At 64.2% G+C, this 12,307-nt stretch carries 12 protein-coding genes; 8 read left to right on the top strand and 4 right to left on the bottom strand.

Going from position 1 to position 12,307, the window contains the following annotated elements:
* Positions 1 to 35: 35 nt before the first annotated feature.
* On the bottom strand, positions 36 to 836 hold the full coding sequence (locus LDJ84_RS19835; protein ID WP_024764521.1) for a TatD family hydrolase: 801 nt from the start codon (positions 834 to 836) through the stop codon (positions 36 to 38).
* Between the two features lie 224 nt (positions 837 to 1,060).
* Here LDJ84_RS19835 and LDJ84_RS19830 point away from each other — a divergent pair, with 224 nt between their 5' ends.
* Together LDJ84_RS19830 and LDJ84_RS19825 are read left to right on the top strand one after the other, a co-directional pair.
* Complete coding sequence (locus LDJ84_RS19830; protein ID WP_024764522.1) at positions 1,061 to 2,485, top strand: transglycosylase SLT domain-containing protein; 1,425 nt, start codon at positions 1,061 to 1,063, stop codon at positions 2,483 to 2,485.
* A 142-nt stretch (positions 2,486 to 2,627) separates the two neighbouring features.
* Positions 2,628 to 3,062 (top strand): DoxX family protein, encoded by a 435-nt coding sequence (locus LDJ84_RS19825; RefSeq protein ID WP_017517576.1) that lies wholly within the window; start codon positions 2,628 to 2,630, stop codon positions 3,060 to 3,062.
* A 67-nt stretch (positions 3,063 to 3,129) separates the two neighbouring features.
* On the opposite strand, the gene LDJ84_RS19820 is transcribed toward LDJ84_RS19825, so the two are convergent.
* Positions 3,130 to 4,158: a YeiH family protein gene (locus LDJ84_RS19820; protein ID WP_196912532.1), complete on the bottom strand. Its 1,029-nt coding sequence runs from the start codon at positions 4,156 to 4,158 to the stop codon at positions 3,130 to 3,132.
* A gap of 75 nt (positions 4,159 to 4,233) precedes the next feature.
* Between LDJ84_RS19820 and LDJ84_RS19815 the strand changes: the two genes are divergently transcribed.
* Positions 4,234 to 5,151 carry a LysR family transcriptional regulator gene (locus tag LDJ84_RS19815; protein WP_226045315.1) on the top strand — a complete coding sequence of 306 codons (918 nt, stop codon included), beginning with the start codon at positions 4,234 to 4,236 and terminating at the stop codon, positions 5,149 to 5,151.
* On the opposite strand, the gene thpR is transcribed toward LDJ84_RS19815, so the two are convergent.
* On the bottom strand, positions 5,137 to 5,655 hold the full coding sequence (thpR, locus tag LDJ84_RS19810) for an RNA 2',3'-cyclic phosphodiesterase (RefSeq protein ID WP_226045314.1): 519 nt from the start codon (positions 5,653 to 5,655) through the stop codon (positions 5,137 to 5,139). The genes LDJ84_RS19815 and thpR overlap by 15 nt on opposite strands.
* 182 nt (positions 5,656 to 5,837) lie before the next feature.
* On the opposite strand from thpR, the gene LDJ84_RS19805 reads away from it, so the two are divergent.
* The 5 genes from LDJ84_RS19805 (at position 5,838) to LDJ84_RS19785 (ending at position 11,601) form a co-directional block, all read left to right on the top strand.
* Complete coding sequence (locus LDJ84_RS19805) at positions 5,838 to 6,158, top strand: hypothetical protein (RefSeq protein ID WP_024764526.1); 321 nt, start codon at positions 5,838 to 5,840, stop codon at positions 6,156 to 6,158.
* A gap of 397 nt (positions 6,159 to 6,555) precedes the next feature.
* Complete coding sequence (locus tag LDJ84_RS19800; RefSeq protein WP_065085032.1) at positions 6,556 to 7,491, top strand: LysR substrate-binding domain-containing protein; 936 nt, start codon at positions 6,556 to 6,558, stop codon at positions 7,489 to 7,491.
* A 153-nt stretch (positions 7,492 to 7,644) separates the two neighbouring features.
* Positions 7,645 to 9,099, top strand: coding sequence for an FAD-dependent tricarballylate dehydrogenase TcuA (gene tcuA, locus LDJ84_RS19795; protein ID WP_226045313.1), 1,455 nt, complete (start codon positions 7,645 to 7,647; stop codon positions 9,097 to 9,099).
* Positions 9,086 to 10,243, top strand: coding sequence for a tricarballylate utilization 4Fe-4S protein TcuB (tcuB, locus tag LDJ84_RS19790; RefSeq protein WP_318784709.1), 1,158 nt, complete (start codon positions 9,086 to 9,088; stop codon positions 10,241 to 10,243). The genes tcuA and tcuB overlap by 14 nt, the downstream gene beginning before the upstream one ends.
* A 50-nt stretch (positions 10,244 to 10,293) precedes the next feature.
* On the top strand, positions 10,294 to 11,601 hold the full coding sequence (locus tag LDJ84_RS19785; protein ID WP_226045312.1) for an MFS transporter: 1,308 nt from the start codon (positions 10,294 to 10,296) through the stop codon (positions 11,599 to 11,601).
* 180 nt (positions 11,602 to 11,781) lie between these two features.
* On the opposite strand, the gene greB is transcribed toward LDJ84_RS19785, so the two are convergent.
* Positions 11,782 to 12,279 carry a transcription elongation factor GreB gene (gene greB, locus LDJ84_RS19780; protein WP_024764530.1) on the bottom strand — a complete coding sequence of 166 codons (498 nt, stop codon included), beginning with the start codon at positions 12,277 to 12,279 and terminating at the stop codon, positions 11,782 to 11,784.
* Positions 12,280 to 12,307: the final 28 nt, after the last annotated feature.

Raw genomic sequence — 12,307 nt, 5'->3', positions numbered from 1 at the left:
TTATCGGCCGAGGAAGGGCATTCTTGAGAGCCGGTTCAAATTTCCGGGAGGTCAAAGAAGCGCCGCGCACACTCGGTGGTGTGGGCAGCGACGCGCTCTGCGCTCTCGCCACGATGCTGGGCCACGCAGGTCAGCACTTCGGGCAGGTAGGCCGGCTGGTTCCTGCCGTTCTTCGGCTTGGGCCGCAGCGTGCGCGGCAACAGATAAGGTGCATCGCTTTCCAGCATCAGCCGGCCTTCGGGAATTTCCCGCACCAGCTCCTGCAGATGGGTGCCGCGGCGCTCGTCGCAAATCCAGCCGGTGATGCCGATGTGCAGGTCGAGGTCGAGGTAGGAATAAAGCGTGCGGCGCTCGCCGGTGAAGCAATGCACCACGGCCGCAGGGAGCCGGTCGCGGAACTCCTTGAGGATCGCCAGCAGGCGCTCTCCGGCATCGCGCTCGTGGATGAACACCGGCAATTGCAGTTCCACGGCGAGGCCCAGTTGTTCTTCGAAAGCCTTTTCCTGCTGCGGGCGCGGCGAAAAGTCGCGGTTGAAGTCCAGGCCGCATTCGCCCACGGCCTTTACCCGGTCCTCCGCCAGCAGGCCGCGCAGCGCCCTGGCGCTGCCGCTGTCCCAGTGGCTGGCTTCATGGGGATGGACACCGGCGGTGCAGTAAAGACGCTGTTCTTCGTCCAGTTGCCGGCACAGTTCCAGGGCCTGTTCGCTGTCGGACAGGCTGGTCCCGGTGAGCACCATCTGGGCGACGCCGGCCTCGATCGCGCGAGCGAGGACCGCTTCACGTTCCGGCTCGAAGCTTGGATGGGTGAGGTTGACGCCGATGTCGATCAGTTGCATTTTTGTTCCCTTTGTCCGGATGCGGAGCATAGCAAAACGCTCTTTCCAGACGAAAATTCTTCAAAAACAACAGGTTGCGGATTATTCCGAAGATATATCGGAAGTTTCGGGTTGGTAATGAGTCCCTCCTGTGAGAATCTTGCGCGCCCTTGGCGGTCGGGAACCCCCGGCCGAAACCGCACTCTAATCGGCCCGCCGCCGAGTGCGAGCCCCTGGAGAGCTGGATGACCCGACTGTTGTTGCTACTGCTGTGCCTCGTGGCCCTGACGCCACTGCCGGCGGCCGCGCGCCTGACGGCCCAGCCGGAAAACTGGGAGCAGGAAAACACCGACGCCCGCGACCTCGCCACGATCCGCTCCGGCGGCACCCTGCGGGTTCTGGTCAACCAGAGCCGCAACAGCTCCGGCGAGATCAAGGGCGAACCCATTGGCGTCGAATACCGTCGCCTGCGCGCCTTCGAGCAATACCTCAACGACAGTGCCCCGGGGCGCAAGCCGCTCACCATCCAGTTCATTCCCAAGGCCAAGGATCAATTGCTCGGCGCGCTGCAGCGCGGTGAAGGCGATCTGGTCGCGCCCGGGGAAGTCCTGCTGGCCCGCGATGGCCAGAACGTCAGCCCCAGCCTGCCGTGGAAGGCCGACGTGCCGCTGGTGCTGGTGACCAAGCAGGGCAACCGCAAGTTCGTGCGCCTGGAGCAGCTGGCCGGCCGCACCATCACCCTGCCAGCCGGCAGCGCCGCCGGCGAGGCCGTGCGCAAGGTCAACGAGCGCCTGGCGCAGAAGCGCATGGCGCCGCTGGTGCTGGAGTGGACCGATTCTTCCCTGGCGGTGGAAGACGTGCTGGAGATGGTCCAGGCCGGCATCTTCAATTACACCGTGGTCGAGCAGCCCATCGCCGAACGCTGGAGCAAGGTCTTCACCAAACTGCGCGTCGATCGTCATCTGGTGCTGGACAACAGCGAGCCGATGGCCTGGTACGTTCGTCGTGACGCGCCGATGCTGCGCGCCAGCGTCAACCGCTTCCTCAAGGACTATCGCGCCCCGGCGGACCAGGACGCGGCCTTCCAGCGCCTGTACCGCCGCGCCTACCAGGTGCGCAACCCGCTGCTCGTTCCCGACCGCAAGCGCCTGGAAGCCGTGCGCCCGACCCTGCAACGCTATGGTGAGCAGAGCAAGGTCGACTGGCTGGCCCTGGCCGCCGTGGGCTTCAAGGAGTCCAACCTGAATGCCGGCGCGCGCGGCGCCGGCGGCGCCACCGGGCTGATGCAGATCACCCCGGCGGCGGCCCGCGCCGTGGGCGTGGATACCGTGCACCAGAAGGAGAACAACGTGCAGGCAGCGAGCCGTTACATGGCCATGCTGCGCAAGCGCTTCTTCTCCAGCCCGCGCATCAATGAACGGGACCGCATGGCCTTCGTTCTGGCTGCCTACAATGCCGGTCCCGAGCGGGTGCAAAGCCTGCGTGCGGAGGCCAAGCGCCAGGGCCTGAACCCCAACCAGTGGTTCTTCCAGGTCGAGCGCGTGGCGGCCGAGCAGTTGGGCATGGGCGTGGTGAACTACGTCAGCAGCGTCAACAAGTACTATCTTGCATATCAGCGGGAACGTGATGGCCTCGAGCCACGTGAGAGCGTGGCGGCAATCAAGAAGTAATCAGTTTTTTCGATAGCTTTCAGCGCTATTTTGCGCTTTTGATATCGTAAAAACTGGTTATATTGGTCGCCAAGCAACCCCGGTTGTCACCTACTTCCTACGCAACCCTCCGCTCCCACTAGAGCTCGCATAAGGACGCACCATGAACTCGCTGATCAAATCCATCCTGACCACCAACGCTGGCGCCGGCATCGCTGTCCTGCGCATCACCACCGGCCTGACCTTCATGGCTCACGGCTCGCAGAAGCTCTTCGGCGCCTTTGGTGGCCCGGGTCTGCAAGGCATGGCGGGCTGGCTGGAATCCCTCGGTGTGACTCCTGGCTACCTGATGGCTGCCCTGGCCGGCAGCGCCGAGTTCTTCGGCGGCCTGGCCCTGGTCCTCGGCCTGCTGGTGCGCCTGGCGAGCATCCCGCTGATCGTCGCCATGCTGGTCGCAGTGTTCAGCGTGCACTTGGCCAACGGCTTCTTCATCACCGCCAACGGCTTCGAATACGCCTTCACCCTGATCATGATCAGCGTCGCGTTGCTGATCAGCGGCGCCGGCCCGTTCTCGCTGGACCGCAAGCTGTCCAGCTGATCGCCGACGCGATAACGAAAAAGGGCGGGCACCCAAGGTGCCCGCCCTTTTTGTTTGCCTGCGTGAATCAGTGGAACAGGTACTGTACGCCGCCGTTGATCAGGCCGCCGCCCACCAGCAGGAAGGCGAACAGACCGGCGCCCAGTAGCAGCGGCTTGGGGCCTTCCTTGCGCAGGTCGCCCAGGCGGGTGGCCAGGCCCAGGGCGGCCATCGCCATGCCGAGCATCACGTCATCCAGTTGCTGCAGCGGCGCCAGCCAGCTTTCCGGCACCCAGCCCAGCGAGCGCAGGCCGGTCACCAGCAGGAAGAACACGGCGAAACCGGGAATGTGCAGTTTGCGGCGCGCGCCGGGCTCGGCGGCTTCGGCGCAACCGACGCGGCCGAGGATCAGCAGGGCCGGGGCCAGCAGCAGGACCCGCAACATCTTGCTGATCAGCGCGGCGTCCGCGGCGGCCGGGTCCATGGCGCGGCCGGCGGCAACCACCTGGGCGACTTCATGGATGGTCGAGCCGGTGAACACGCCGAAGGCCTGCTCGCTGCCGAACAGATTGGGCAGTGCGGCGTAGATCAGCGGATGCAGCAGCATCGCCAGGGTGCCGAAGAGCACCACGGTGGCTACCGCGACGGCGGTGTGCTCGGCACGCGCCTTGAGTACCGGGCTGCTCGCCATGACCGCAGCGGCTCCACAGATGGCGCTGCCGGCGCCGATCAGCAGGGCGCTTTCGCGCGGCAGCTTGAGCCAGCGTTCGCCGATCCACCAGGCGACGGTCAGGGTGCTGGCGACCATCAGCACGTCGATGATCAATGCTGCCGGGCCGAGGGCGGCGATGTCCTGGAAGGTCAGGCGCAGGCCGTAGAGCACAACGCCCAGGCGCAGCAGTTGCTGGCGAGAGAGGTCGATGCCGGGGCGAATGCTGCCGAAGCGCGCGAGCCCCAGGTTGCCGGCCAGCAGGCCGATGAGGATTGCCAGGGTCAGGCTGCCGAGCCCCAGGTGCTGCAGTGCGGGAGTTTCCATGAGCTGGCGCGAGCCGAAGGCGATGGCCAGGCAGAGCAGGGCGCCGGGGACGAAGTAGGGCAGGCGGCGGAGGGCGTTCATTGCAGGCTCCTTGTGTAAGGTGAAGCCATGGTGCCGCGGTACCGCTTAGTGTAAAAACGGATTGTTCTTATTGGGATGACCGGTTTTATCGATATGGGCCCGCGCATCACCCTTCGCCAGTTGGCGACCTTCACCGCGATTGCCGAACTGGGCAATGTCACCCAGGCCGCGGCACGCATCGCGCTTTCGCAGTCCGCCGCCAGCCAGGCGTTGCAGGAGCTGGAGCGTGCACTCGGCACGCGCCTGTTCGACCGCAGTGGCAAGCGCCTGGCGCTGAACGACAACGGTCGCGCCTTCTACCCCAAGGCCAGTGCGCTGCTGGCGCAGAGCGCCGAGCTGGAGAGCCTGTTCGAATCGGCGCCGGTGCAACTGAGCCTCGGTGCCAGCCGCAGCATCGGCGGCTACCTGCTGCCGCAGGTGATGGCCGGCTTTCTCGGCGAATTGCCCGAGAGCCGCCTGGAGCTACAGGTCGCCAACAGCGGCGGAGTGATCGAGGCGCTGGCCGAGTTCCGCCTGGACGTGGCCTTCATCGAAGCGCCGATCCAGCATCCGCAGATCCAGCTGACGCCCTGGATGGTGGACGAGCTGCTACTGGTCGTGGCGCCGGATCATCCCCTGGCGACGGCCGAGTGCGTCACCCTGCAGGATCTGGCGGCGGCGCGCTGGGTGCTGCGGGAGTCCGGGTCGGGCACACGGGTGACTTTCGAGCAGCAGGTACTGCCGCGCCTGGGCAGCGTCAATGCGCCCCTGGAGGTGAGCAACGCCGAGGCGATCAAGCAGCTGGTTGCGAGCGGTTTCGGCATCGCTTGCCTGTCGCAGCGTGTCGTACAGGCGGAGCTCGCACGCGGCGAGCTGGTGCAGTTGGATAATCCGCTGGGGCCGCTGCGGCGCACCTTCTTCCGTGCGCTGCACATCGACAAATACCCCACGGCGGGCCTGCGACGCTTCCTCGATTACGCCCAGGGCTGGGCGGCTCGATCAGACGCTATCTAGCGGCCACTCGCCGATGGCGCGGTAGCGCACGCCGGCGGGGCTGTTCTCCGAGCTGAACAGCGTCACGGCCTGGGCCGGTAGCAGAAACGACGCCGTGGCAGCCGGTGTCTGGTGGGCGTGGCGCGCGAGGGTGATGTGGGGATGGAAGGGGCGGTGCTCGACTTCGAATCCGCCTGTCCGCAACTCTTCGCGCAATGCATGCACCAGTTCGTGCAGGGCGGCCGGCGCGCTGCTCGGCGCCAGGTGCAGGATGCCATTGCTCCAGGGCGCGATGTGGTCCAGTTCCAGGTTGAAGCCCCGGTGCGGCAGGCGTTCGCCGATGGCGCGCAATTCCGCCTTGCGGCCGCGCGGGACGGCGCCGAGAAAAGCCAGGGTCAGGTGCAGATTGGCCTGGGCAACGGGCTGGCCGTCCAGGTGCAGGCCATCGCGCCAGGCGCAGATTTGCGCTGCCAGCGGCGCCGGGCAGGGCAGGGCGAAGAACAGCCGCAGGGGTGGTGTGGTCATCGACTGAAGTCTCCTTGACAGCTTTGACGGGGCTTCTCTAGGATGCCGCACAGCGCCGATTTAAGTAGCAACTTGCGGGGCGCGGATGCAGCGATGGCTGGCATCGAAATACCGCTAAAGCGCTGGTTCGGTGTGCCTCTCGCCGCGTCCAGCTGGACCAAAGAGGCGGAAGACATGACACCATGACCTGTCCCAATCCCCATGTGCGCCTGGCTCCGATCACCACCGGCTTGGTTCGTCGCAATCCGAAGATTCTCCTGGGCGGCAATCACCAGCCCACCCTCGTCCGTTACCTCGATGGCTGGCCCAAGCGCTGGAACGGCTCGCGTACCTTCCTGATCCAGTTTGCCGAAACCTTTGCCGACCTGGCGCGCTTCCCCTCCGACAGCTTTGACTTCGCGGTGGTCCAGTCGCCAGTGGCCGAGCAGCTGGAGCCGGCTGTTCACCAACTCACCCGTGTGGCCCGGCAAGGGCTGATCACCCGGCGTCCGCAACCGCTCTGACCCTTGCAGGAGCGACGCCGCTCTGGAACGGATTCCCTGGCGGCGCCCTGGCTGGATGGGGGCGCTCCCGCCAGTGTTATGCCTGGCGTTGCCCAGGGGTACTCGATTCCCGCCACGAACCACAGCCAGTCGCTGGCGCACCCTCACCTCGGCGTCCAGCTCATTGTCCACCAAGGTGCGGGGTCAGCGGCGAGTCGATGCTGACAGGGTTGTTGCGCACGTTCAGTTCATATGGGCCGACGATGCGGGGCAGATCAGACAAACTGGGATCTGGCAGTTGCGGCAAGTCGGTCGGACTATCAATGCTCTTCCACCTGATCGCTGATCCATCATGAGCAATGAGCTGGCCCAGGCTGGTCGTTAAGACAGTTCCAATCCCATGCGGAGCCTTACCATTTTGGAATTAAGACAGCTACGTTACTTCGTCAAAATCATCGAGCATGGCAGTTTAGGTCGTGCCGCACTTGAGCTGGAGGTAGGTGTCTCGGCGTTGAGTCAGCAGATCAGCAAACTGGAAAGCGAGCTCTCGACGCGCCTGCTCAACCGCACCACGACCGGCGTCACCCCTACCAGTGCGGGCATGGCGTTCCTGCACCATGCCCAGCTCTCCCTGCGTCAGGCCGACAATGCGATCATGGCGGCTCATCGTGGACGAATGAGTGGCTACGTGAGTGTCGGTTTGCCACCAACCACGGCGACCGTTCTGGCTCTGCCTCTCATAAGTGCGATGCGCACTCGGTATCCAGATATTCAGTTGCACCTTGTGGAAATGCTGTCCGGTCATCTGGCCGGACAACTCAATTCACGCCAGATCGACTTGGCCATACTTTTTCAGCTGGAGGGGGGGAAGCGCTGGAGCGTGACACCCTTGCTTGACGAGAAACTGTTCGTGATTTGCTCCCCGGCGTTGGCCGGAGCGCCCCGTGGGGAGCGGGTGCAGTTGGCAGATCTGGGCAACTTGCCGTTAGTGATGCCCAGCGCACAGCATGGCTTGCGTTCAGCGCTTACCAGCGCCTTTGAAAGAGAGGGGTTGGCGCCGAACATCATTATGGAGATCGATGGCCTCGCGGTTCTCATGAACGCAGCGCGTGCGGGGCATGCGGCGACGATTCAACCGGGCGCTGCAGCTGCGTTGAAAGGTGAGTCGGGATTGTTGGTAGCTGAAATCACCAATCCCCATGTAGGGCGGCGTAACCTGCTTGCAACGCTAGCGGACGATGAGCTCTCCCCCGCGGCCCTGGCAACTCGGCGTGTCATCACGGACGTGGCCCGCCAACTGGTGGAAGCAGGCCAGTGGCCGGGAGCAACCTGGCTTCAAGACATGGCAGAGTAAGGCTAGCGTCCTCCGCGTGGTAAAGGCACGGGCAAAGCCTTTACGAAAATTAAACACCTCATGCCAAAAGCGGCCTTTCTGCGATCCGCTTGCTCCCCTATTTTCCTCCCCACTCACAAGGTCTTCGGCTTCCTTGTGAAATGAGGAGCGAAGATGATCGATGTTCTAGTAATCGGCGGTGGCAATGCCGCTCTGTGCGCGGCACTGATGGCCCGGGAAGCCGGGGCCAGCGTCCTGCTCTTAGAGGGCGCGCCAAAGGTCTGGCGTGGCGGTAATTCACAGCACACGCGCAACCTCCGCTGTATGCATGATGCCCCGCAGGACGTGCTGGTCGAGGCTTACCCCGAAGAGGAGTACTGGCAGGACCTGCTGAAAGTCACGGGCGGACTTACCAACGAAAAGCTGGCGCGGATCACCATCCGCGCCTCGTCCAGCTGTCGTGACTGGATGCGCAGCCACGGTGTGCACTTTCAACCGCCGCTGTCCGGGGCGCTGCATGTGGCGCGCACCAATGCGTTCTTCATGGGCGGTGGCAAAGCCCTGGTCAATGCCTATTTTCGCAGTGCCGAGCGGTTGGGCGTGCAGATCCGCTACAACGCGCAGGTCACCGATATCGAGCTGCAGGACGGTCGGTTCGTCGCGGCCTGCCTGGCCGAACGCGAGGTGGACGGCCAGCGCCTGCCCGCCGAGCGCATCCAGGCCAGGGCCTGCGTGTTGGCGGCAGGCGGCTTCGAGTCCAACCGAGAATGGCTGCGTGAGGCCTGGGGCCAGAACGAGCGTGGTGAATGGCCGTCGGACAATTTCCTGATCCGCGGCACACGCTTCAACACAGGGATACTGCTCAGGCGCATGGGCGAGCTGGGCGCTGACGTGATCGGAGATCCGACCCAGGCGCACATGGTTGCCATCGATGCGCGCGCGCCACTTTACGACGGCGGCATCTGCACCCGCATCGACTGCGTGTCCCTGGGGGTGGTGGTCAATCGCGACGGCCAACGCTTCTATGACGAGGGTGAGGATTTCTGGCCCAAGCGCTATGCCATCTGGGGGCGCCTGGTGGCTGGGCAGCCAGGTCAGCAGGCCTACTCGATCATCGACCAGCAGGCCATCGGTCGCTTCATGCCGCCGGTATTCCCCAGTACTACCGCCATGACCCTGGGCGAGCTCGCGCGCAAGCTGGGACTGCCCGAAATGGCCTTCCTCAAGACCATCGACGACTACAACAACGCCTGCCAGCCCGGCACCTTCGATCACACCGCGCTCGACGACTGCCACACCCAGGGCCTGACACCGGCCAAGACCCACTGGGCGCGCCCCCTGGTAAAGGCGCCGTTCTACGCCTACCCACTGCGGCCGGGCGTCACCTTCACTTACCTCGGTCTAGCCACCGACGAGACAGCTGCCGTGCACTTCGACGGCAAGCCCAGTCCCAACCTGTTCGTCGCCGGAGAAATGATGGCCGGCAACGTCCTGGGCAAGGGGTATACCGCCGGTATCGGCATGGCGATCGGTACGGCGTTCGGCCGCATCGCTGGCGTGCAGGCGGCTGCCAGCGCAGGGGCTGGCAACACAAAGAATACTTCGGAGGCCCGCCGTGCAACTGTTTGATCCCACTGCCTCAAGCAATCTGATCCCCGTACTGAATGTGCACGAGGAAGAAGTACAACGGCAGATGAGCATCTGCAACGCTTGCCGTTACTGCGAAGGCTTCTGTGCCGTATTCCCGGCCATGACCCGCCGCCTTGAGTTTGCCCAGGCGGACATCCATTACCTGGCCAACCTGTGCCACAACTGCGGTGCTTGTCTGCACGCTTGCCAATACGCCGCGCCTCATGAATTCGCTGTCAACGTACCCCAGGCCATGGCCAAGGTGCGCCTTGATACCTACGCCGAGTACGCCTGGCCGCAAGCGCTGGGCAAGCTCTACCAGCGCAACGGGCTGACCCTGGCATTGGCGTCCGGCGCAGGGCTGGTCCTGTTCCTGTGCCTGACCCTGCTGGTGATGGGCAGCCTTTTCACCGCCATGCCCGGCGGTAACTTCTACGGCATCTTCCCGCACAACACCCTGGCCCTGATGTTCGGCGCGGTATTCGGCTTTGCGACCTTGTCATTGACCCTGGGCGTGCGCCGCTTCTGGCGCTCGGTCTCGCCGGCTACGGCGCCCACACCACTGAAGACCGCCGCGGTACTGGAAGCCACGACCAGCGTGGCCACGCTCAAGTATCTGGACGGCGGACATGGCGAAGGCTGCAATAACGCCGATGACCGCTTCACCCTGTGGCGTCGTCGCTTTCACCACCTGACCTTCTACGGTTTCCTGCTGTGCTTCGCCGCCACTGGCACCGCGACGCTCTATCACTACTTGCTGGGCCTGGCGGCACCTTACCCGGTGCTGAGCCTGCCGGTGCTGTTGGGTATAGCCGGCGGCCTGGGGTTGCTGGTTGGCCCAGCGGGCCTTCTCTGGTTGAACCTGCGCCGCAACCCCGCCCAGGGCGACGGCCAGCAGAAACCCATGGATCGCGGCTTCATCGCCTTGCTGTTCCTGGTCAGTGCCAGTGGCCTGGCTCTGCTGGCCTTCCGGGAAACCGCTGCCCTGGGCCTGCTGCTGGCGATCCACCTGGGCCTGGTCATGGCGTTCTTCCTGACCATGCCCTACAGCAAGTTCGCCCACGGCATTTTCCGCAGTGCCGCGCTGCTCAAGCACGCCATCGAAAAGCGCCAACCCAATCCGATAAACGCGGGAAGCGACTGACCGCTCGACCACCCGGTTCTACAACAACAATTAAGAGCACAACGGTAGCCATGATGAACACGACCCCCCAAGGCAGATGCTCCAAGCTGGGCGCCATTCTGCGTGTCACCAGCGGCAATTTCCTTGAACAGTTCGATTTCTTCCTGTTCGGGTTCTATGCCACCTACATTTCTCAGACGTTCTTCCCGGCCAGCAGCGAGTTCGCCTCGCTGATGATGACTTTCGCGGTATTCGGCTCCGGGTTCCTGATGCGCCCGCTGGGGGCCATTGTGCTGGGTGCATACATCGACAAGGCGGGGCGCCGCACGGGCCTCATCGTCACCCTGTCGATCATGGCCGCCGGTACTGTGCTGATCGCCCTGGTACCGGGCTACGCCAGCATCGGCCTGTTCGCCCCGTTGCTGGTGCTGCTGGGCAGGCTGCTGCAGGGCTTCTCGGCAGGGGCGGAGATGGGCGGCGTGTCCGTCTACCTCTCCGAGATCGCCACGCCGGGCCGCACCGGTTTCTACACCGCCTGGCAATCAGCCAGCCAGCAGGTCGCCATCGTTGTGGCGGCGGCCTTGGGCTACGCGCTCAACGCCACCATGGCGGCTGCCGACGTCGCAGCCTGGGGCTGGCGCATCCCGTTCTTCATCGGCTGTGTGATCATCCCGTTCATCTTCATCATTCGCCGTTCGCTGCAGGAAACCGAAGCATTCAAGGCGCGTAATCACCACCCGAGTGCCGGTGAAGTGTTCCGCTCAATGCGCGACAACTGGCGTACGGTGCTGGCCGGTGGCTTGTTGGCCTCGATGACCACCACCACCTTCTACCTGATCACCGTGTACACCCCGACTTTCGGCAAGTCGGTGCTGAGCCTGAGCACTACCGACAGCCTGGTCGTGACCCTGCTGGTCGGCGTCAGCAATTTCATCTGGCTGCCTATCGGCGGCGCCCTGTCTGACCGCATTGGCCGCCGTCCGCAACTGCTGGGGATCACCTTGCTGTGCATCTTCAGCGCTTATCCGGCGATGCACTGGCTGGCTACGGCGCCGAGCTTCGAGCGGCTGCTTGCGGTGCTTCTGTACTTCTCAATGTTCTTCGGTCTGTACAACGGCGCCATGGTTGCGGCGCTAACTGAAGTGATGCCGCAGAACGTGCGGGTAGTCGGATTTTCCCTGGCGTTTAGCCTGGCCACGGCCCTGTTCGGCGGTTTCACGCCAGCAGTGTCGACGCTGTTGGTACAAGCCACCGGCGACAAGGCTTCACCAGCGTATTGGCTGATGTTCGCCGCCGTGTGCGGGCTTACCGCTACGGTCATTCTCTATGGCCGACACAAAAAATCGACTGGTCAGCGCTACTCCGAGGCGATGCCTTAACCAGGGCGCGGGCAGTGGCGAAACGGTGACAAGCATCCGTTCACCATTGCCAGCAGCTGCCCTGAGTCCCTTTTTGTTGCAGCGATCTTGCTCGCGAACCTGCTTGGGCTTCGGCACTGCCGGTGACTCCGTTCGCGAACAAGCTCGCCCCAGCAGAGGCTCCATCGGGCCGACGATGGATCAGGGATACTCGATCTCGATCACGAACCACATTTTCTCGCCTGACGGGCTGCGCACCATCACCTCGGCGTCCAGTTCCTTGCCCACCAGGGCGCGGGCCAGCGGCGAGTCGATGCTGATGTGGTTGTTGCGCAGGTCCAGTTCATCCGGGCCGACGATGCGATAGCGGGCCTGCTCGCCGTCCTCGTCTTCCAGGGTGACCCAGGCGCCGAAGTAGACCTTGTTCGGATTCGCCGGGCGCTCGCTGACCACCTTGCAGTTTTCCAGGCGCTTGCGCAGGAAGCGCACGCGGCTGTCGATCTCCCGCAGCATCTTCTTGCCGTAGGTGTACTCGGCGTTCTCCGAGCGATCACCTTGCGCGGCGGCCTCGCTGACCGACTGGGTCACCTGTGGCCGGCGCACGTTCCACAGTTCATGCAGTTCGGCGCGCAGGCGCGCTTCGCCTTCGGGAGTGATCAGTGGGGTACCGGCAGGGCGGGGCGGGCGATAGCGGCTCATGGCATCCAGGGCGGCGAAAGTGATCGGG

This window comes from Pseudomonas sp. HS-18, assembly GCF_020401845.1.
GTDB lineage: Bacteria > Pseudomonadota > Gammaproteobacteria > Pseudomonadales > Pseudomonadaceae > Pseudomonas > Pseudomonas nitroreducens.
Note: the sequence above shows the minus strand (reverse complement) of the source record. Positions and strands in the feature narration are given on the sequence as shown.